Source organism: Maribacter sedimenticola (assembly GCF_900188415.1).
Taxonomy (GTDB): Bacteria; Bacteroidota; Bacteroidia; order Flavobacteriales; family Flavobacteriaceae; genus Maribacter; species Maribacter sedimenticola.
Genome location: NZ_FZNV01000002.1, coordinates 20522 through 42933, shown reverse-complemented (window position 1 = coordinate 42933; position 22412 = coordinate 20522). Strand labels below are relative to the sequence as shown.

The window sequence follows — 22412 nt, the reverse complement described above, 5'->3', positions numbered from 1 at the left end:
AAAATGTCCCATGTACAAGTGGCATTGTTCCATACTGCAGTTTGATAACATTCTGTCATTGGCATCTCCGGTTGTTCACCAGTAATATCCCAACTACATGTTTGTATGTTCCATACCGCAGTCTGGTAACATTCTGTCTTTGGTTTTTCTCCTTTAACACAGATATTATCATCACAAGCATCTGGAATTCCATCATAATCCATGTCCACATGATCATCGCCTTGACTACAGATATCAAAACAGTCAGCAATTCCATCACCATCTTGGTCAAATCCTTCATCTATTTTACCATCGCCATCGTTATCTATACCATCACAGATTTCTTGATTAGGCCCTTCAATAATTACACTACATCTCGACGTTGCTCCAGTAGCATCGGTTATTGTTACATAATGTGTTCCTGCACCGAGACTACTATTTAATTCTTCGCTAGAACCATCGTCCCATTTAAAAGTATAAGGCCTGTAACCACCATTTCCACGCACTTGTGCAGCACCATCATTTGATCCATAGCTACTTTCATTCTTAATTAAATTGGTCCAACAATACAATTCTTTTGCGATATCTATTTGACTACTTGCTTCACATCCATTAGCATCTGTTACCGTTACACTATGCACACCATATGTTAACTTAGAAGCGGTTTGAGTTCTTTCTCCATTATCCCATAAATAAGTGTATTGAGCCGCGCCTCCTTTTGGATGTACGGTAGCTACCCCATCGGCAGTTAAATGATCCGTTGAAAGTTTGTCTTGTTCAACGTTTAGTATAAACGTATCGCAATCTCCACCTGTTGGTTCTGTAATAATTACGCTGCATTGTGAAGTAGCTCCTGATGCATCTGTAATTGTTACATAATGTGTGCCGGGTGTCAGTGTTGAATTTACCTCATTAGTAGAGCCATCTTCCCATTTATATGTATAAGGTCTATACCCTCCGTTACCTTTTACTCGGGCAGCACCATCATTGCCTCCGCGAATACTTACATTTTGTACCAGATTTGTCCAACAGTACAGTTCTTTAGCGATATCTATTTGGCAGGTGGTCTCGCATCCATTAGAATCGGTGACCGTTACACTGTGCATGCCATAGGTTAATGTGGTTGCTGTCTGTGTTGTTTCTCCATTATCCCATAGATACATATAATGGCCCGTGCCCCCTGTTATATTTACAGTTGCAACCCCATCATTAGTCAAATGGTCGGTGGCCAGCACATCTTGAAGAATGTTACAGTCCAACGGTTGGTTATTGGTTACCATGAAGGCTTCCGAGGTTTTGATACAGCCAAATTCGTAGGTTACTTCTACGGTATAACTGCCTTCTAAAGCGGTAATAGTCTGGGTGGTCTCGCCGCCCGGTGACCATAGGTAACTGGAATGTCCCGCCCCGGCATCAAGAACGACACCGTTGCCGTTATTACAATAACTGTCCTTACCGGTAATCTCGACCACAGGTAAAGGGTTTACGGTCAATGTAGCCGTTTCACTGGTTGTTGTACAATCGTCCGTAGCATCGTTCGGCGTACCGTTGTCCGAGGTCACTCTGACACGAAATAGCCAACCATCGGCATGAATGACCGCCCCTTGTGCAGGGATATCAAGAACATTTTCGGTAGCATTAGGATAAGTATCCCATGATGCGTCAACAGCAAATAAATATTCCCATTGATAGGAGAGCATACCATTACCGGTGGCCTCTACCCTAAAACTATAAGGTTCTTTTTCACAAACTACAACATCCATTGGTTGTGCTTCGATTACAACCTCGCATGCAGATTTTACAGTGACCGTTGAAGTACAGATGGCCGTATTGCCTGCAGCATCCACAACAATCAATTCTACTAGATTAGTTCCAATATCTGCATTGGTAAAGTCGATGCTCTGTGGCAACAATCCAGGTGCGCCTCCATTACCTACAATTACGGTAATCTTGGTTTCGCCAACCTTGGCACCGCTGCCATCGAATGCTTTTAAATATACCTCATAGGTACCATCAACCGTTGGGTCGAAGGTCTTACCCGCCAATTCATTGAAGAAATCAAGGTTCCATGAGTTTTGCGCTACATTGTTCGCTGCCAATAATCCTGCATAGGATGCTGGATCCGTAGCCTCCACACCGCCACCATTGGCCGTCATATTAGTACCGATGGCATGGTCCGCAAAGGGCTGATTAATAGGGTCGAATACATAATAATCGGTGCCTGTACTGGCATCGAAATCAATACCCATTTCATAGGTAAGACCGCTAAGTTTATCGCCTGCCGTGCCCGAAGGGTCGGTGTTTACGCTCCACTCAAAATTCCAACCTGCCCTGCTCGCAGGTGATCCCGCGATGGCTAAATGTTGGTACGTTCCGTCACCATTGCTGTTAAAGGTGTTCATTGGAGTCGGGTAGCGAACCTTTGCCCGAAGGCCTAGCTCTACACTACCTGTTTGGTTATTGGTGAAACTTCCGTTTGCGTTCCCAGATCCAAAAATGGCATCGGGTGTTGCGTTCTGGTCGAACATTCTTGCAACACTCCGCCGCACACCGTACGAAACGATAGCTCCATTGTCGGTTGAACCGTTATCGATATCTGTGACGCTGACCGTAGTGTTGCCGTTAGGGTCCAATTGAACCATAACGTCTTGGCAAACGGCTACTGGGGGGTCGTTATCAATGGGAGTTACCGTTTCGGCATCGCCATCGTCTTCATCTTCTGGATCATCTATTACGTTACCATCTCCATCAGTATCCACGCCGTTACCTGGGGTAGAATCTATATCAGTTTCATTTTGGGCAATTACTTCCGCGAGTGTCATATAATCACCGTTTCCGTTTACATTTCCAGATATAACCAAAGTCCTAGTGATTCCTGCAGCCAAAGATGGTATTGACCAAATTTTTGTTGTAAAATTAAAAAAAGTGCCACCTGGAAAACCACTACTGATAAAATTTATTCCAGTCGGAAATATTACTTCAACCTCTATTCCTGTAGCTGTAGAGGATCCTTTATTAGTTAAGGTATAAAGATAATTCACTATCGCGCCTGACACTACCGGTGTAGGATTTAAAGTTGTAACGTCTAGTTCTAGATCTACAATTAAAGGCGCTGGACACATAAACTGACTTTTGTCCACTAGAATATAAGTTTCACAAAAGTCGCTGTTTCCATTTTTATCTTCTGCCCATACCCTAATCAAAGTAGTTTCTTCATCATCACAGTTTAGGATCAGACTAGATGATCTAACATCAGAATTCGGATCCACAGTTGCACGAGATATGGTGTATGTTACTGGACCACATGCATCAGTAATAGGTGAAGCAATAAAATCCGTTGCAGCAATTGTTTGAAGACCGGTTGTAGCATCCAAAGTTACTGTAAGACCGTTAATACATATCGGCGTAGGAGCCTTCGCATCATTTACTGTTACCATGAATTTACATTCCGCTTGGTTACCTGCAGCGTCCGTTGCCGTATAAACAACCTCTGTTGTACCAATAGGAAACAGATCACCTGAATTAAAATTCGAAGTAACTGTTACCCCAGGAAAATTATCCGTAACAATGGGCGCGTCCCAATTTACAATATCACCACATTCTACACTAGAAAAGGAATCGAATACAATATCTCCTGGGCACGTTATAACTGGTGGGGTATTGTCAACTGGCACAGCCGTCGTGAATACCCAGCCGGTAGTGGGATCAATACCTCGAAAATCATTACCGGCCAAATCTTTTAACCCACCATCAGGGATACCAACCGAAATACTGGCATTGGATGGCAAATCTGCTATTGGAATTATGGTCAAAGTGCTTCCACCGATGGTCACCTGAGAATCATCAATAGGGATAGTGACCACAGGTACTAGATTCGCTAAAATTATAATATTATTCCCCGAGACCGCCTGTACTTCCTCATTGAATTCTACCACCAAATTGGCATCAACGGCAACATCGGTTGCTCCGCTAAAAGGTGTAAGGGATGAAATCGTTGGTGAGGTATCATCAACATTCGTTACAGTAATGCTGATATCTTGCATTGAGGCTAATCCCCCGCTATCGGTTACGGTTACCTGAAATTCATATATATTATTACCACCTTCATCTTCTGGGTTTTCAAAATCTGGTGCGTTCATAAACGATACTTCACCTGTTACCTCATTGATATTGAAAAGTAGTTGGTCTACACCATCTCCGGTAAGACTGTACGTTAAACCTGGTCCTTCAATATCTATATCATCAGAAGCCTCTACATGTATAGCTATTGTTTGATTTTCTTCTACATTTGCTGTACTTGAACTTGTAATTGTTGGTGGTGTATTTACAGGACCTACAGTTATAGTACCGAGGTTTACATTTACAGTACCCGGAAAAACATTGGTATTATCATTTATCCAATTCGCCGGATTATGAAGTATGGCACGAATTTCTTCTGCAGTACCTGATAACGGACATAAGCCTGTTGAGCAACTAAACTGCCAATTATCTTGCTCTATTGGAAAGCGTATTGCGGTATCGCCGGTAGTAAGCGCATCTGGTAATGCTGAAGTTGTATTGCTGGTTGCAGCGCCGTCCCAATTGGCATCATCGCTTCCTACACCTATATTTAGTTGCATACCGGCTATAAAAATTGGGCTCGAAATGGTACCTTGAATGGCAAACAATTGATCACCTAAAACCGTGAAAACCGCAGCTCCAGGACTTAAATTTGCAAAGTTAAGTATTACTACTTCACCTACACTTAGTGCCGTTGTAGATGTCCATATCAACTCACCGTCACCAATTGCCAAAGGCTCGACAAAACCAGTACCATCATTCCAACCTCTATCTGTAAAGGTTATAGTTGTGTTTGCTTCAACATCCTTTAATAATACAAATGCGAAAGAATCGTCTGCATCTGTGACACCATCGGTATTGACACCTAGAAATGCGATATCACCCGCAGTTAAAGAGGTCTGTGCAAATGCAAGAAATGTAGTAAGGAAAAATACCAATAATAAAGTAAAGTTTTTCATATTGTCCGGTTTTGGTTGGTGAGTTTTTATACTATTAATTAACTTCTAGATGGGAATATTCCAACAAGAGCTATGACGTGATAAATTCCTAATGAAGGCTGCATGTTAGTAACCGGTACATTACCCCCAGTATTACTTACAGGCAGTGTTGCCATAGTTGTATCACTGGTTGTACCAAAACCATCAAAACCTGCACCCGCTATAAAATTTCCAGTAGGAACTTCAGCATTAGCTTCTTCCTTTGCCGGTAAATTAACTGTATGTGTATGAGAAGGTAAATTAGCTTCAGTTAAAGAATTATTTTCAACTCCGAATCTCTGACCCCATGCTCTATTTTGCAAACCTGGGCCTTGACCTACATGTACTGCCAATCTACCGCGTAAATCGGGTAGACCAAAGGTGGTTCTTCCATCGCCACCGTATGTGGTTCCGAGTAATGAAAATAATGCAGAATTTGATGCAATAGATAAAAGTTGACCATTACATAATGCCCATCCTCGCGGTGCAAAATTAAAGCCTACCATCATTATTTGTCCTATAAATGGTTCCATAATTATTTACGTTTAGTTGTTAATTGAAATATTGAAATCGATTGTTGATTTATTTAGAAAAGTAGAGAAAGAAGGAAAAAGTATATTTTCAGCTAATTGCTGATTTTGTTCCCAATGTTTATCTGTAATATGTGCTCCTAAATCACTGAACAATAGTTCTGTAAAAATGGTTTTACCTTCATTTGAAACTTTAAAATAAATACGGTGTTGTTTACCAGGCTCACGGTTTGGCCAGTCTGTTATAAACTGATATGCACCATCATCATTGGTGAACATTTTACCGCGATGCTTGTAAACATTTTTTTCTGGAGATAAATGCCATACCTCAACTAAGGCATTTGGTATTGTAGTTTTACCTGTAGCATTATATATTTTACCGGATACTGACACTTCTTTACCTAAAAAAGAAGTTCGTAAATCGGTTTTAACATCTGTGTAAGAAGTATATCCTTTAAATGGTGAATTGTTAGCACCTATATCTTTTGCAATTGCTCCGGTAGGAACACAAATAAGACCTGCTGCTCCCAACAAGGACTTACCAAGAAAAAGGCGTCTTGGGTAATTTTTTTCCATTCTAGTTATTTTAGGTTAATAGATAACTAGACCAATTTCAAGGTTGATATGGGTTGAAATAAACTATTTTCAAACAAGTCCATCGAATTATGGAAGGGGGGGGAAAACCAGTTGGGTATAATCCAATTCAATTGTAATCTAAGATTTTATGAATATAGTTTACATCATGTAGGTTACTTTTTTCGATAAACTGTACAATAAGCACGACATAAAACTATTTTCCTCCACAATAAAAAACTAAACAGCTTATTATCAATGGGTTTAAAAGTAGACCTTATTACTTTTAAAATTATTTATTTTTAAAGATTGCTTTATTACAATTTCGAATAATGTAAAAAATCAATATCTATTCTTAATCACTAGCGTCATAATTATAAAACATAAAAAGGCCCGCCTCCCAAAAGCGGACCTTCTCCCAATTAAAATAACCTAAAACCTATTTTAAAATCTTGATGTTCTAATATTACGGCGCTCTTCCCAGTCATTAGCTGAACGCTTTATACCTTACCTACGAGAAGATTTTCTATAGGTTTTATTACAATTGTTAAAAAAATATTCCTTTTGTCGAACTTAATACACTGTGAAGTTTTAAAAGGAGTGCTTATTTAATGAGCCTAAAATTAGTTTTTGTGCTTACCCTCTACCCCATCAAAAAAAGCATGGTATTTTTTAAAATCCAAAACCTGATCATCTGTTGGGTATTCCGGTTTTGATAACCTGATTTCTTTCTTGCCATAATCAAACGCCACCAAAACTATAGGCACATTTGCTGTTTTGGCTATAAAATAGAACCCTGTCTTCCATTTCTCCACTTTTTTTCTAGTACCCTCTGGAGATAACGATAATCTAAACTTTTCGCGTTCGTTAAAAATTTGAGCCGTGGCCTTTACCGTGTCATTCGTTTTAGAACGATCTATGGGGGCGCCTCCTGTCCACCTAAAAAACCACCCAAAAGGTGAATCAAAAAGACTTTTCTTACCTATATAATTTATTTCCTCATCCCAGACTTTGCGTACCAATAGCCCCAAAAGAAAATCCCACCAACTGGTATGTGGCACTACGATAAGAACAAATTTCTTCAGTTCAGATGGAAATCTTCCCTTTATTTTCCATCCTAAAAGTCTAAAGTATATGAATTTGGCGAATTGCTGCATCGAGCTGGTTTATAAACAAAGTAAGTTTTCTCGACTTAGCTTGAACGGAGTACGTTTTTAAGATTATATTTTTTTATAAATAGATGCCAATTTTTTGGGCGTAACGATAGTTTTCCAGTTTTCCCCCAAGGCATTTTCCCATAGTGGCGCCATGCCCATAGCCACGGTAATCATGGTGTTCATTTCTGCATCCGATAAATTTGCACAAATTCCCACAGGAAGTTCAATGGCATGTTTTTGCAACATTTTCTTGAACATTGATACACCCTCTGGATAAAACTCCTCCAAATATTGAAACACCAGACAATTGCCAATTCCGTGCTTTACACCCAAAACATAGCCAAGACCGTAACTCATGGCGTGGGCTACACCTACTTGGGAGTATGCAATGCTCATACCTCCATGCCAAGAGGCCATCATTAATTTTTCCCTACTATCCGTAGCTGAATTTGTACCCAAAAAAACTTCCTTACAGAGGTCCAAGGATTTTTCCCCATAGCTTTTGCTAAAAGCATTTAAAAACGTACCATTGAGCGACTCAATACAGTGAATAAAACAATCCATACCGGTATAAAACCATTGATCTTTGGGTACACCTTCTGTTAAATCGGGATCCAGTACTACTTGATCAAATGTTGTATAATCAGAATTAATGCCCAGCTTTTTATCCGGACCCATTAAAACCGTTGTTCTGGAAACCTCTGCACCTGTTCCGCTAATGGTAGGAACACCTACATGATAAACCGCAGGGGTATTTACAAGGTCCCACCCTTGATAATCCGATGCGGAACCTTTATTAGTCAACAACAATGCCACGGCCTTGGCCAAATCTAACAATGTACCACCGCCTATTCCTATTATGCCTGAAGGTAAATCACCAAAATCAGCCAAAATCTTTTTCACGAGCGCATCTACCTGCTCTGTTTTTGGTTCCTCATTGGAGGATATCAAAATAATTTGATCACAAAAAATTGTTGGTATCCTTTCTAAGAGTGGCTTATTCTCAAAAACATCATCGACCAAAAAAATCATAGGTGCTTCCGAATGCCTTCGCTTAGGCATTAAAATGTCTCCTAACTGATCAAAACTTCCCTTACCATATACCACCCGAGGTACCATTGGGAAATTCCTATATTGTTCTGAAGCTCTTGTAGGTATGTTCTTCAATGCAATTTCTTTTTTCTCCTCCATTATTATACGTATTCCAGAATATCGGTCAAGGTAGAAATGGTTATATATCCATTATTCTCCACTGGTTCCAAAACTTCTTCATGCTGCCAAGTAGTATGAAAGGGTACATGCACGGCTCTGGCACCAATACCTACCAAGGGCAATACATCTGACTTTAAGGAATTTCCTATCATTAAAAATTCACTTGGCGATATTTGTAGATGATCCAAAAGATCTCTATAATTCTTTTCCTTTTTATCGCTCAAAACCTCTACATGATGAAAATATTGCGATAATCCAGACCGTTCAATTTTTCGCTCTTGATCCAACAAATCGCCTTTGGTCAAAACTATTAACCTATACTTGTCCTTTAATTGCTCTAAAACCTCAGTTACGCCATTTAGTAATTCTACCGGCCTGGATATCATCTCCTTACCTAGGTTCAAGCATTCCAAAATTGTTTTTTGGGATACTTGATTGTTTGAAAGTTCCAAGGCGCATTCTATCATGGACAGCACAAACCCTTTTATACCATAGCCGTATAAATCTAGGTTTCGTATTTCCGTGCTAAATAGTTCTTGGTCTATCTTATTTTTGGTCTCATACTTTTCCAATAGTGATGTGAATTTTTCTTCCGCATCCCTAAAATAGGTTTCGTTGACCCATAAGGTATCATCGGCATCAAAACCAATAACGCGTACTCCTTCAAAATTTATTTCCATGCTGCTTGCGCTTTCTTTAAATCGTCTGGCGTATCTATCTCTATACCTTGTACATTGGTCTCCACCATTTTAATTTTCTTGCCGTATTCCAAATACCTGATTGCCTCTATTTTTTCCGTGGCTTCTAAAGGTAACATGGGTAATCGCTGAAAATCCATCAATGCACTTTTTCTAAATGCATAGATGCCTTTGTGTTTATAATATACCGTATGATCATTTTTAGCCCTTGGATAAGGAATGGGCGACCTGGAAAAGTAGAGTGCAAAATTTCTGTTGTCCACAATGACCTTAACCGTATTTGGATTATTGATTTCCTCTTCATCGGTTATCCTTACCATTAACGAAGCCAAATCTATTTCCTTATGGATATCCGCTTGAAAAACTTTCATTACCCCTTCTAAGCTTTCCCTATCGGTAAAGGGTTCATCTCCTTGCACGTTGACAATAATATCCACGTCCATCTGCATTACCGCTTCGGCAATGCGGTCACTACCACAATCATGTTCTTTCTTGCTCATTATGGCCAGCCCACCTTCCTTGATAATGGTATCATAAATAAGATCATTATCTGTAACTACATACACATCATCAAACAACTTGGTCTTTACTGCCGCTTCATATGTTCTTACGATAACGGGCTTACCGGCCAAATCCTGCATTAATTTTGCCGGAAACCTAGATGCCGCATACCGGGCAGGAATCATTGCTATTATCTTCAATTCTTATGATTTTATGATTTTGTCCTTGGTCTAATACTTCTATAGATCCTAAATATGATGACCAAGATTATAATGACCAAAACTGCGGCCAAAATAGGTGCAAATATAGATGCTGCGGAAACTACTACGGCCGTACCGGTCTCAACCGTTGCCAATACCGGGTTTGCAACACCACCCGTGGTGACCGAAGATGCCAACCGGCCCGTTGCCCCGGCAGATTTAATTGCCGTTGCTGTACCGCCGCCTGCTATTATTGCCAAGGACCACGTAATGACAGGGTCCAAGTCCGCCACTGTTGAAACCATGACCGCAGTACCTGCTATGGCGGCCAAGGGTACCGCTATACTGTCCAATAAATTATCGAACCACGGTATGAAATATGCGAAAATCTCCAATAAAGTAGCACTCCCTAACGTCATAACGGCTACTAAACTTCCAATCCATTCCCAATTATCGTTCAATTCCCAAACACCAAAAAAAGAAGCCAAACTTAAAGCGAACAAAGGTAAAAAGACCCTAAAACCAACCGATGCCGCCAGGCCAACCCCTAAAAATATACTTAAAATAGTTTCCGATGTCATTTTCCTTTTTTAATTGTGGGCAACAGTAAACTTACCATAATCACTAAAATAAACTTTTATTAATCAACAAAAAAATCATCTTTAAAACCTATAAGATATAATTTATGCTTTGCCCTTGTTACCGCGGTATACAACCACCTTAAATATTCTTTGTCCATACCATTTGGCAAATAGGGCTGTTCTACAAAAACAGTGTTCCATTGGCCGCCTTGAGATTTATGACAAGTTATTGCATAGGAAAACTTTACCTGTAGTCCATTAAAATATTTATTGTTCTTTACCCCTAAAAATTTTTTATACTTGGAGGATTCGTGCGCATAGTCCTTCATTACCTCTTGGTATAGCCTATTTCCGTCCTCATAACTTAAAGAGGGAGATTCTGCCGTAATGGTATCTAAAAGCAGTACCGTTTCAAAAGGTGCCATGTTGGGATAATCCACCATTTTTACCTTGACCTCGGCAAATTTAAAAGTATAAATCTCCTTTATAGTATAAATTTCCAATACTTCAATTATATCGCCATTGGCAATAAAACCGGCCTCTGAATTTGGCTTTAACCAATAGTAATTATTTTTGACCACCATCATAAAATCTCCCACTGCCAAATCATTTTCCAAGAACAGAATACGTTCACGTATGTTCTGGTTGTATAAATTGGCGCGCTTATTGGAACGCACAATGAACGCAGTCTCTTCCTTACCGTTTTCAGAATAAGAACTATCTATAGCTTCTTGGATTTCATTGCCATCTATTAACCTTACAATATCCGTAAAGGGGTGTACATCAAATTTAAAGTCATCAAAAAAATCTCCCTGCAATTGTTCCCTTAATAAAGTTGCGTTGGCCAAAATACCGGAATCCCCAGCCTGTCTTACCACTTCATTCAACTCCAATCTAACGACCTCTTTGTTATAGGCCATGGAAATCTTATCGGCATCCAAAGCGGGACTCAGCACCAAATGCACCGGTGGTAATTGTGCCGTATCTCCTATAAGCAACAGCTTGCACTTATGACCGGAATAAACGTACATCATAAGATCATCTAAAAGGGAACCGTTCTCAAAAAGCTTGGAATCTGCCGCAACATCAGGTATCATTGATGCCTCATCAACGATAAACAATGTGTCCCTATGTTTATTTGGGGCCAATACAAATTGCACTCCGCCCCCACCTTGCTTTTTAGGAAAATAAATTTTTCTATGAATTGTATAGGACTGTGTCTGTGAATAATTGGACATCACTTTTGCGGCCCTACCCGTGGGTGCCATTAGCACCGCTTTCTTCTGTACTTTCCATAAACTATTTACTAAAGTACCGATCAAAGTGGTTTTACCAGTACCTGCATACCCCTTTAACAAAAAAACTTCATTCTTTTCGTCGGAGAGCGTAAATGCTGCCAATTTTTGCAAAGCCACTGATTGTGTGGCAGTTGGTGTATGCGGAAATTTAGATTCCAGGATACTATAGAAAGATGCGGGAGTTATTGGTTTCATGAGCCATCAAAGATAAAGATGATTTTTAGGCCAAAAACTTTTACCATTAAAAAAAAATTGTAGATTTGTGAAGACCACTAAATTAAATTAACATATACGAAATGAAGACCATTATACAGATTGTACTTTGGGTTGGGTGTATCGCTTTAGGATACCTAATTTATAACTCCATTACTGGACCAATTAAGTTTAAGGAGGTAAAACAAGAACGTTATGCCCAGGTAGTAGCTAAATTAAAAGATATTAGAAATTCTCAAGAAGCGTACAAAACCGTTAATGGTAAATATGCGAATGACTTTAATAGTCTTATCCGTTTTATCGATACCGGTAAATATATAATTACACAGCAGAGAGATTCTTCCTTTATGGAATTTGATAAAACTTATCAAATTGACTTACTTAAAGAAGTAAAAATAATCGACACCTTAGGTTTTGTATCCGTTAAAGATTCTCTTTTTAAGACCGATAATAGATATAAGAGCTTAATGGATGTACCAACGGCACCAAACGGTGAAAAGTTTGAAATGAAAGCTGGCTACGTTGAAAAGAGTGGATACAAAGCTCCTGTATTTGAAGCTAAGGTTGACAAAGACGTAATTCTTTATGATCAACCAAAAGATCTTTTGACTCGTGAAAAAGCCGCAATTAGTGTTGAAGAGGTAAACGGACCATCTATTAAAGTTGGATCAATGGAAGAAGTAAGTACGAGCGGAAACTGGCCTCCTGTTTATGACAAGAAAAACGATCAATAACCGTACAGACATCGCGGATAAACATTTTAAGAAATTGTCCATTCAGGTTAGCTTGAATGGACTTTCTTTTTGTGTGGCAGACACTGTTACGCAGCATTTAATAATTTCCGATGCCGTCGTGTTTTCTGAAGAGATGAACCCTATGACCCTACAGGCAGAATTGGTGAAGCTTTTTAAAAAACACAATTTAGAGCAAATGGCGTTCGATGAAGTGATAACAGTACATAGAAATACGCTGTTTGGCTTGGTACCCAAATCACTGTTCAACGAAGATAACCTATTGGAATATTTAAAATTTAACACCAAGGTATTGGCCAATGACGTTCTTGCATATGATGAAGTTGAAAACCAAGACCTTATCATTGTTTACGTTCCTTACATGAATGTCAATAACTACATTTATGATCTATTTGGCGAATTTACCTATATGCACAACAGTACCGTTCTTTTACAATCCTTAATGAACAATCTTAACCAAGACCAAGAGCCCGTTTGCTATATTCATGTCAAAGAAGTACAGATGGATGTTACCATACTGAACCAACGTAAGCTGATTCTTTATAACAGCTTTACCTATTCCACAAAAGAAGATTTTATTTATTATGTGCTTTTTGTACTGGAACAATTAAATCTAGACCCCAAAACTACCAATGTCAAGGTTTTTGGAACAATTGACCAAGATGACCCAATTTTTCAACTTTGCCATACCTATATTAAACATTTAAGCATCTTTACGCCAACTATACCATCATCTATAAATATGGAGAGCCCATTTACATCTACAATGGACTTCACTCTTATCAATACCTTATAATGCGCATCATCTCAGGAAAACATAAAGGGCGAAATTTGATCGCCCCAAAAAAGTTACCGGTAAGACCTACAAAGGATATGGCCAAAGAAAGCCTGTTCAACATTTTACATAATTCCTATTATTTTCCAGACCTTAAGGTGTTGGACCTATTTGCAGGGACAGGTAATATAAGCTATGAGTTTTCATCAAGGGGCGTTGAAGATATCCTCGCTATAGATGCACATGCAGGTTGCATAGACTTTATAGAAAAAACCGTTGACATGTTGGAGATGAACATTAGGACATTTAAAAGCGATGTTTTTGCTTTTCTTCAACGTAATACCGAGCAGTTCGATATAATTTTCTGTGACCCCTTTTACGATATGGATTTGGCCGATTTTGAAAAAATTCCGCAATTGGTATTTGAAAATAACCTTTTATTGGAGGGTGGCGTTTTAATCATTGAACATTCCAAACGTACCAGTTTGGACCATTTGCCCCATTATAGTAATTCTCGAAAATATGGTGGTAGTGTTTTTAGCTTTTTTAAAGAACAATAGATACGCTCATTGCGACAACCCTATTCACAAGTTATTTCCTTTTTCAATAGGGCCAGCTGAAAAACTGAAACTTTGTTGATTCCATAAAAAAAGCAGGCCATAAGCCGGATTCTGTTCGTTCTGAAACCAAATTCAGAATTGCCTTATCATTTATCTAGACCTTGGGTTGCCCCAAGGTTCTAACCGCCTACCCTTCGACTTGGGCGTGCAGCCCTCAAGCATCGATTTACATGACGTTTCACCGTATAGAGTTTACCTGGTTTCACTACAGCCTAACTGTACTTGCTTTCTGTTGCACTTGTCCTCACTTTTCAGTGGGCGGGCGTTACCCGCTATACTGCACTATGGTGTCCGGACTTTCCTCGTTTTATCCCAAATTAATGGGGATAATCCGCGATAAGGTGGCCTGCGTTGCGCAAATGTACTGCAATTGTTGATAACTAAGGATGATCTCCAGCCTTAATTCACTTTAGAATTAAGCACTATATTTATATTTGTAATAGCATAAATCATCGTATACTTTTGGAACCATTTATTGTATCGGCACGCAAATACAGACCTCAAACCTTTAAGGACGTTGTAGGGCAACAGGCCATTACCAATACATTGCAAAACGCCATTGATAAGAATCATTTGGCACAAGCTTTATTGTTCTGTGGGCCCAGAGGTGTTGGTAAGACCACTTGCGCACGAATATTGGCCAAACAAATTAACAGTGATGGTACCGAAGGTGAAGACGAAGATTTTGCCTTTAATATTTTTGAGTTGGATGCGGCCTCCAATAACTCGGTAGATGATATTAGAAACCTTATAGACCAAGTACGTATACCCCCACAGGTAGGTAAGTATAAAGTATATATTATAGATGAGGTACATATGTTGTCTCAATCTGCTTTCAACGCCTTCTTGAAAACCCTGGAAGAACCGCCAAAGCACGCCATATTTATTTTGGCCACCACTGAAAAACACAAGATTATACCAACGATACTTTCCAGATGTCAAATATTTGATTTCAAGAGAATTACCGTTAAAGATGCCGCTGAATATTTAAAATATATTGCGGAAAGCCAAGGCATTAATGCTGAGGAAGATGCCTTACATATCATTGCCCAAAAAGCAGATGGCGCCATGCGCGACGCGCTTTCAATTTTTGATAGGGTTGTCAGTTTTTCCGGTAGCGAACTAACACGTAAAGCGGTTACGGAGAATCTAAATGTTTTGGATTACGACACGTACTTTGAAGCTACCGATTTAATTTTAGAACATGACATCCCAAATCTATTGCTGCTGTTTAATAAAACTTTGTCCCTAGGATTTGACGGACATCACTTTATTGCCGGTTTAGCATCACATTTTAGAGATTTGATGGTTTGCCAGCATCCAGATACCATTACCCTTTTAGAGGTTGGCGAAGCTGCACAACAATTGTACAGGGAACAAAGTAAAAAAACCGCTCCCGCTTTTTTATTGCATGCCTTGACCATTGCAAATGATTGCGATTTAAAATACAAGACCAGTAAAAATCAGCGCCTTTTGGTGGAACTTACCCTAATGAAACTTGCCTCTATCGATTTTGATGGAGAAAAAAAAAATCCTGAATCGGTAGCTCTTGATAATACTACCATAGATTTTATTGCTCCATCCTCTTTTTACCAGCAATTTCCAAGGCCAAAAAAACATAAAGCAATAAAAGTCACGTCAAGTAGCGATAAGGAGGTCAACTATGAAACGCAACAGCAATCTCCTAACAACCCAAAACAGGAGCCGCAACAACTAGCTGGCGCAGAACATAAGACTGAACCCAATTTGCCAAAAGTACAGGAAGGTAAGGAAGAGGTTGTCTTACAACCCGAAACAAGCGTAAAGGAACCTGTACTTTTTAAAAGTACGCAAAGTGCTCAGGAGGAGACAAAAATTGACAAAAGCACTACGGAGTCCAATGAATTGGTTCCCAAGAAAATCAATATCAATATTCCTAAAAAACGGGTATCCGGTTTATCTATTTCTAGCTTAAATGCCAAGAAATTACATGAACAGAACAAGGTTGAAGTGGTAATTGATGAAAACAACTTACCAAAAAATGCCTTTACCGAGGAAGAATTACGCAAACATTGGGCAGATTTTGTAGAGATTATTGATCGTAAAGGACAGAAAATTTTAGCTTCTAACCTCCATACCGATGTTCCTAAGCTTAAGGAGAATTTCATTATTCATATAGAACTTCCTAACGGAACCATGAAGAAGGAAATAGAGCGAGAACAATTTGAGTTAATGGAATATTTACGCACCAAGCTAAACAATCATTTTATAACTTTAGAAATCGGGGTCAATGAGGCATCCGCTAAAAAATTCGCCTTTACCCCAGAGGAAAAATATCAAAAATTACGTGAAAAAAATCCTGTCATTGATTTGCTAAGACAAGAATTTGACCTTGATCTATAATTTACTCTTTACGCGAAATCCAAAAATTAAAAAGACTACACCAATAATTAAAAGACCAAAGGCTTCCCTACCCAACTCAACGGTTTTTATATCACCATCATTCAAATCAAATCCTTGAAAATTAGATGGATACAAATACAAAAACCCTACACAACAAAAAATTCCCATAAGAATAAGTGGCTTAAACCCAATTTTTTGTACGGCAAATGCCAAGGAAATTGCGGCGGCAATTACATAGATCGCTACCCAAAGCATAGCATCTGGGTCGTTATATTGCAAAATGGCACCAACAGCGAACAAAATAGCGAATACATAACCCAAAATCTTAAATAATACCTTCATACCATGTTAGTTTAAGAGGTGATCTTCAATAAGATCACGCACTTCTATTGCTGTAATACTTTCTTTCTTTACAGCCGTTTTATAATTGCTTATAAAAATTGGAAAATCCTCTTGATCTTCGGTTATTCTACCATGAGACCCTTTTATAAGTGTAGCATCTATAGGTATAATATCCATTACCGTTCTAAAGCCCAATTTCTTCTTTAACAGCTTACCTACAACTTTTGCCATAACCAATTTATCCTTGGGATCCGTTAACATTTCCACAGGATCATAACCAGGTTTTTTATGGATATCTACCATTCTGGCATAATCCGGAGCTTTAGCATCATCTAGCCAAAAATAATACGTGAACCAAGAATCATTATCGGCTACCACTACAATATCTCCGCATCTATCGTGTGCAATATGATATTCATCTAACGCTGCTCCATATAGCACTTTCTCCACACCTTCTAAAGGTGTAATCAAATCTACTATTTTTTGAATACTCTCTAAATGCTTGCAATAAATATGCGCAATTTGATGGTCTGCAACTGCAAATGCATTACTTGCACCAGCATCCAAAAGTTCCAATCCACGCTCCTCTCTTATGGCCAAATATCCGGCTTTGCGAAGTACCCTGTTAAGATGTATTGGCCTGTTTACATTTGTAATTCCATATTCCGACAATATGATTACATTGGCACCAAGTGCTTCATAATGCAGCACCACATCTTTAACGACGGTATCTATTTCCAACAAATCCTTTGCAATTATGGAAAAATCGAGCCCGTAACGTTGTAAATTATAATCTAAATGTGGTAAATAAATAAAGGTTAGGTCCGGATTATGCTCTTTATCCGTCAATAAGGCCGCATTGGCAATCCATTTAGAAGAATTGATCGTAGTTTTAGGTCCCCAAAACTCAAACAATGGAAATGTGCCAAGTGCAGCCTGCATTTTGTCCCTTAATGCAGCAGGATGCGAATAAATATCTGGAATCTTTCTGCCATCTGCCAAATAATTAGGTCTTGGGGTTATACTAAAGTCAACATTAGAATACATATTGTACCACCAAAAATGATTGGCACACGTAAAATCTGGGTGTTTTGCCTTTAAATCGTCCCAAATTTTATTTTGCTGTACCAATTTATTGGATTGCCGCCAAAACTTTACTTCACACTCATCTTTAAAATACCACCCATTTCCCACAACTCCATGTTCTGAAGGCCATTTCCCGGTTACATACGTAGATTGCACCGAGCAAGTAACCGCTGGTAAAATTGGCTGTATATACGATGCGCTCCCTCTTTCTAGAAACGACTTAATAAATGGTGTGTGTTCCCCTATTAATCTTTTTGTTAACCCAACTACATTTATAACTACCGTTTTGTTCATTTTATAGGCGTGATTTTAACCATTCTATTTCTCTAATAATGGATACCGATAAATCTTGTTTTAAATCCTGAGGAAGTACGTCCCAAGTATATGTTTCTATTTCTAAATGTTCTGTAACAGGATTATCACTTATATAATCTAACGCTTTTAGTATATGGTCTTGAGTGGAATATAACGCCCCGTACGTTTCTAAAAATAAAGGTACATGGTAATGCGCTCGTAATTCTTGATGTTCCTCTCTTTTGTCCAAAACTTCAGGGAGATCACTATAGGTTTTTACCCTATCATCTATTTTTTCCGTTACTTGATGCAGGTATGTAGGCTCGTTAAACTTTGAAAGTTCGCTCCAAATTGCTTCATTATTTTGACCATCAAATAGTATTTTCAATGCGGCACTTACTTGTATTTTACCAATTCTAATCTGCTGGTTCCTAAACTTGGAAAAAGTATCTTTTGGTTCCTCATATGCCAATGAAAAATGGCAAATATCGTAACAAACAGTTATATATCTTTTGATAAGCAAAGCGGCCTCAGCATCACTCAAGCCTAATTTTGCCTTAAAGAAGGGAATTCCTATTGGAAGCAAATACGTGGAAAAGAAATGTAAAACTTCATCGCTATTTTCCAAAAGTCCGTCCGGTTCCGGTTCAATATCCAGATGCATATATTTACCTGTGGTCTTTTCCAGTTCCAGCAAATAATCTGCCACTTGAATCATATGCTTGGCACCAATTTCAAATGCCTTTACAGTTTCTTTTGTTGTTTTGTGCCAGTATTTATAGGTAATTGGCGATGTTGATATACCCCCATTTAATCCGTTAGGCAACAACACCGACAATTGTTTGAACATGCGTTTGGTATATATCACCCGTTCATTGGTAGTCCAGTCAGGAGCATGGACTAAGTCCTTTACCCGTTCATCATGAAAATTGCCATACGGAAAACCGTTCATGGTAAATACATACACTTCATTTTGGGCCAACCATTCTTGAAAAGTGGCCATATTTGAACCAATTTCAAGCTCCTCACTTGCTTTATTGGATAACCTGAGCCCTAATCCAAATGGAGCAGTAGCTGAAACCCTATTTTTAATTTTCGGTACATGTTCCTGAATACTGTCAAAAGTGCTTTTCCAATCTTGACCCGGGTGTATATTAGTACAATATGTTACGTGAAGATCCTTATTTACCAGCATGTCCTTAGTTTAATGCAAATTGATGGTTTAGTCTTTCAACGGCTTGCTTCATAAGTGGTAAATCTATAGTATGTACATCATGCTTTACTCCCAACCCTGCAATTAGTGTTATGGTCAGTTCACCCCCCAAATGTTCCCGAAATTCCTCTAAACCATTGAGCAGCGTATCAATTTCACCTGATGACTTAACGGGAAGCGAAAGGTCAAAACCTATATGTATCATTACATCCAAAACATGTTGTAGGTCGGCATCTGATATTAAACCGATCAAATGTGCATAGGTAACATCTAAAGCAATTCCCTTTGCAACTGCCTCTCCATGGCGTAGTTCATAGTTGGTCATGAACTCCATCTTATGTGCAGCCCAGTGTCCAAAATCCAAAGGTCTTGAAGAGCCCGACTCAAATGGGTCGCCCCCTTGCGCAATATGGTGCATGTGCATTTCCGCACATTTGTAAATTACATATTGCATGGGTTCCATTTCCCTGTTTTTTAAGGCAATTGCGTTTTCCGCAATGTATTTAAAAAAATTGTTATCCTTTATCAATGCTACTTTGATTGCCTCGGCAATTCCAGAAATCCAATCTCGTTGTTCCAGGGTTCGTAAAAAACCACTATCATTGATAATTGCATATGGAGGTGCAAAAGTCCCTAAAAAATTTTTTTTCTTGAATGCATTTACACTATTCTTTACTCCTACGGCAGAATCGTTCTGGGAAAGCACCGTTGTAGGTATACGTATTAATTTTACTCCCCTATGGGCAATTGCCGCAGCATAACCGACCATGTCTATAACGGCTCCCCCACCAATAGCAATTACAAAAGAATGACGACAGATCTTATGGGTATTTATTCCCTTTAAAACGGAATCTATGGAATCGTTACCATTCTTGACCTGTTCCCCCCCAGGAACCACAATACTACCCGTAAACTTCATTACCGCTTCATTGGCCTTGCAATATGCACTTATTTGGGAAACTAGGTCTGGGTGATGGTTTTGAACACCATCATCCACAATAAACAATAATTTAACCGGCTCAAAAGTCTTGTAATCCGCTATTAACGTTGTGAACAATGAATTTTGAATATTGAAAAGTCCTGTTGTGAAATAGAGTTGATATTCATACTCCACTTTAAAAGACTGTTTTATAGATGGTAACTGCATATAAATTTTAGGTTACTGCAAACAATTTAGATAATAATATGGATAAAGGTAAAAGTAACAAAACGGCTAACGCTAGCTGCCAATTGGCAAAACCGGCAACCCAACAAGCATTCATTATAATTAACGACAAAACCCCTGCTATTACCGCCTTTTTAATGTTTTTTGGCGAATTGTCCTTGTAGGCTTTAATCAGTGGTTTAATGGTAAAAAATGCAAAAGCCAATAAAAACGGTACCAACACCAACATATTATCCGTTTTCACTACTGTTATTAACGCTATGGATAGGATGACTATTGTATACAAAATACCTGCCCAAACTATATGCTTTTTATTATCACCATGAACCTCACCTCTACTGATTAAGGTAATGGCAAAAATATATACGACCGGGACCAAGGAAATATACCAATGCGTAAGACTTCCTAAAATAGACAATCCCATTAATAGGTTTAAACCGCGGCAAATACCCATATTTAATGGACCAGCAAAACCAAACTGCTTAAAATAACCATCATACGTTAAAATAGCCGTCGTTAAGACCACAGATATAATTCCTGATAATACGGTACATTTAAATGCCAAGGCAATTCCTATCAACATTAAAATGGCACCAAAATAAATGGCATTTTGTTTAGGTACGCGTCCGCTTGGTATGGCTCTTTCAGGTCTTTCCAGAGCATCTAATTCAGCATCAAAAACATCGTTAAATACAACTCCGCCCGCATATAATGCAATTGATGAAAATACCAATAAAAATACATCACCCCCATTCTCGCTTAAAAATGAAAGAACTTCAATATTCCGTAGGTATAAAATAATAGCAATACCCGCAAATATATCAGCTGCCGCAGTTGGTAGGTTTGCAGGCCTCATTAGCTCTAAATAGCCCTTTAAAGCCCTCCTCATTAGTGAATTTTATCGGTTTTTTCAATTTTAGGATTTTGCCCCCTTAAAACGCTATTATTGTTATATAATTCAGTTTGATCGATTCCTTTGGCATTCATCCAATCAGATTCCTTCATTTTTCCATTTTTACCAAAGGCGTCTAAAGCATTTTGATAACAAGTTTTTTTAACATGTTCCTCTGCAATACCGTTTTTTAACATTAAGGATGCGGTTTTTGGTACTGCAAGCGGATCACTAACGCCCCAATCCGCAGAACTATCAACTATAATATCTGTACTACCATATTTCTTTACCACTTCAACCATTCTCTCATTTCCCATTTTGGTATTTGGATAAATGGTAAATGCAGCAATAAATCCTCTGTTCAATACTTCTTCTACCGTTTCCTCATTATTATGGTCTATTATAACCCTTTTAGGGTCTAAACCATGCTCTAAACACACCTCCATACTTCTGATCGTGCCCGCTTTTTTATCCCTATGCGGAGTATGTACTTGCACCACCATATCCAATTCCTTTGCCAATTCTAATTGTATTCTAAAGTATTTGTCTTCAGCGGCAGTTTGGTCGTCATATCCAATTTCCCCAATAGCAACAACATTCTCCTTATGAACATATAATGGCAAAAGTTCAATTACCTGTTCCGCTAAGGCCTCATTATTGGCCTCCTTAGAATTCAATCCTATTGTACAGTAATGTTGTATTCCAAATTGGCTGGCCCTAAATGGCTCCCATCCCACTAAACTACTGTAGTAATCTTGAAAAGACCCTACTTTAGTCCGTGGTTGGCCTAACCAAAACGAAGGTTCAATAAGCGCTACAATACCTGCTTTGGCCATTGCCTCATAATCATCTGTAGTTCTTGACGTCATATGAACATGAGGGTCAATAAACATCATTTTATCTTTCATCCTAT

19 protein-coding genes and 1 other RNA gene are annotated in these 22412 nt (G+C 38.7%); 4 read left to right on the top strand and 16 right to left on the bottom strand.

What is annotated here, in order from left to right; all coding sequences use genetic code 11:
* The 9 genes from CHB68_RS05225 to CHB68_RS05185 all read right to left on the bottom strand — a co-directional run.
* On the bottom strand, positions 1 to 4997 hold a 4997-nt coding region (locus tag CHB68_RS05225), incomplete at its 3' end, for an HYR domain-containing protein (protein WP_179213143.1).
* A 38-nt stretch (positions 4998 to 5035) separates the two neighbouring features.
* Positions 5036 to 5548: a phage tail protein gene (locus CHB68_RS05220; protein WP_179213142.1), complete on the bottom strand. Its 513-nt coding sequence runs from the start codon at positions 5546 to 5548 to the stop codon at positions 5036 to 5038.
* A gap of 12 nt (positions 5549 to 5560) precedes the next feature.
* On the bottom strand, positions 5561 to 6121 hold the full coding sequence (locus CHB68_RS05215) for a peptidase associated/transthyretin-like domain-containing protein (protein ID WP_089259828.1): 561 nt from the start codon (positions 6119 to 6121) through the stop codon (positions 5561 to 5563).
* 620 nt (positions 6122 to 6741) lie between these two features.
* The gene (locus CHB68_RS05210; RefSeq protein ID WP_089259827.1) at positions 6742 to 7275 is read right to left on the bottom strand and encodes a 1-acyl-sn-glycerol-3-phosphate acyltransferase; all 534 of its coding nucleotides are present in this window, start codon (positions 7273 to 7275) and stop codon (positions 6742 to 6744) included.
* Positions 7276 to 7338: 63 nt separating this feature from the next.
* Positions 7339 to 8466: an iron-containing alcohol dehydrogenase family protein gene (locus CHB68_RS05205; protein ID WP_245838831.1), complete on the bottom strand. Its 1128-nt coding sequence runs from the start codon at positions 8464 to 8466 to the stop codon at positions 7339 to 7341.
* A gap of 2 nt (positions 8467 to 8468) precedes the next feature.
* A complete protein-coding gene (locus CHB68_RS05200; RefSeq protein WP_089259826.1) occupies positions 8469 to 9167 on the bottom strand; it encodes an HAD family hydrolase in 699 nt (232 codons plus the stop codon).
* Positions 9158 to 9871 (bottom strand): 3-deoxy-manno-octulosonate cytidylyltransferase, encoded by a 714-nt coding sequence (gene kdsB / locus CHB68_RS05195; protein ID WP_179213172.1) that lies wholly within the window; start codon positions 9869 to 9871, stop codon positions 9158 to 9160. Before kdsB ends, CHB68_RS05200 begins: the two co-directional genes overlap by 10 nt.
* A gap of 26 nt (positions 9872 to 9897) precedes the next feature.
* On the bottom strand, positions 9898 to 10467 hold the full coding sequence (locus tag CHB68_RS05190) for a DUF4126 domain-containing protein (protein ID WP_089259824.1): 570 nt from the start codon (positions 10465 to 10467) through the stop codon (positions 9898 to 9900).
* Between the two features lie 59 nt (positions 10468 to 10526).
* The gene (locus tag CHB68_RS05185) at positions 10527 to 11960 is read right to left on the bottom strand and encodes an ATP-dependent DNA helicase (RefSeq protein WP_089259823.1); all 1434 of its coding nucleotides are present in this window, start codon (positions 11958 to 11960) and stop codon (positions 10527 to 10529) included.
* A gap of 101 nt (positions 11961 to 12061) precedes the next feature.
* On the opposite strand from CHB68_RS05185, the gene CHB68_RS05180 reads away from it, so the two are divergent.
* Genes CHB68_RS05180 through CHB68_RS05170 form a run of 3 tightly spaced genes read left to right on the top strand, consistent with a single transcriptional unit; the run spans position 12062 to position 14065 of the window.
* On the top strand, positions 12062 to 12712 hold the full coding sequence (locus CHB68_RS05180; protein WP_089259822.1) for a hypothetical protein: 651 nt from the start codon (positions 12062 to 12064) through the stop codon (positions 12710 to 12712).
* Positions 12690 to 13526, top strand: a complete 837-nt coding sequence (locus CHB68_RS05175) for a DUF3822 family protein (protein ID WP_089259821.1) — start codon at positions 12690 to 12692, stop codon at positions 13524 to 13526. Before CHB68_RS05180 ends, CHB68_RS05175 begins: the two co-directional genes overlap by 23 nt.
* On the top strand, positions 13526 to 14065 hold the full coding sequence (locus CHB68_RS05170; RefSeq protein ID WP_089259820.1) for an RsmD family RNA methyltransferase: 540 nt from the start codon (positions 13526 to 13528) through the stop codon (positions 14063 to 14065). Before CHB68_RS05175 ends, CHB68_RS05170 begins: the two co-directional genes overlap by 1 nt.
* A gap of 85 nt (positions 14066 to 14150) precedes the next feature.
* Here CHB68_RS05170 and rnpB read toward each other — a convergent pair.
* An RNA gene (gene rnpB / locus CHB68_RS05165) (RNase P RNA component class A) lies at positions 14151 to 14478 on the bottom strand.
* Between the two features lie 109 nt (positions 14479 to 14587).
* Between rnpB and CHB68_RS05160 the strand changes: the two genes are divergently transcribed.
* Positions 14588 to 16507 carry a DNA polymerase III subunit gamma/tau gene (locus CHB68_RS05160; RefSeq protein ID WP_089259819.1) on the top strand — a complete coding sequence of 640 codons (1920 nt, stop codon included), beginning with the start codon at positions 14588 to 14590 and terminating at the stop codon, positions 16505 to 16507.
* On the opposite strand, the gene CHB68_RS05155 is transcribed toward CHB68_RS05160, so the two are convergent.
* From CHB68_RS05155 to CHB68_RS05130, 6 genes are read right to left on the bottom strand one after another with little or no spacing between them, the layout of a single operon-like run.
* Positions 16502 to 16849, bottom strand: a complete 348-nt coding sequence (locus CHB68_RS05155) for a transmembrane 220 family protein (RefSeq protein WP_089259818.1) — start codon at positions 16847 to 16849, stop codon at positions 16502 to 16504. The genes CHB68_RS05160 and CHB68_RS05155 overlap by 6 nt on opposite strands.
* 6 nt (positions 16850 to 16855) lie before the next feature.
* Positions 16856 to 18229: an alkaline phosphatase family protein gene (locus tag CHB68_RS05150; RefSeq protein ID WP_089259817.1), complete on the bottom strand. Its 1374-nt coding sequence runs from the start codon at positions 18227 to 18229 to the stop codon at positions 16856 to 16858.
* Position 18230: 1 nt separating this feature from the next.
* Positions 18231 to 19424: a metabolite traffic protein EboE gene (gene eboE / locus CHB68_RS05145; protein ID WP_089259816.1), complete on the bottom strand. Its 1194-nt coding sequence runs from the start codon at positions 19422 to 19424 to the stop codon at positions 18231 to 18233.
* A 4-nt stretch (positions 19425 to 19428) separates the two neighbouring features.
* Positions 19429 to 20589 (bottom strand): 3-dehydroquinate synthase, encoded by a 1161-nt coding sequence (locus CHB68_RS05140; protein ID WP_089259815.1) that lies wholly within the window; start codon positions 20587 to 20589, stop codon positions 19429 to 19431.
* Between the two features lie 7 nt (positions 20590 to 20596).
* Positions 20597 to 21496, bottom strand: a complete 900-nt coding sequence (eboC, locus tag CHB68_RS05135) for a UbiA-like protein EboC (RefSeq protein WP_089259814.1) — start codon at positions 21494 to 21496, stop codon at positions 20597 to 20599.
* On the bottom strand, positions 21496 to 22407 hold the full coding sequence (locus CHB68_RS05130) for a TatD family hydrolase (protein ID WP_089259813.1): 912 nt from the start codon (positions 22405 to 22407) through the stop codon (positions 21496 to 21498). Before CHB68_RS05130 ends, eboC begins: the two co-directional genes overlap by 1 nt.
* Between the last annotated feature and the right edge of the window lie 5 nt (positions 22408 to 22412).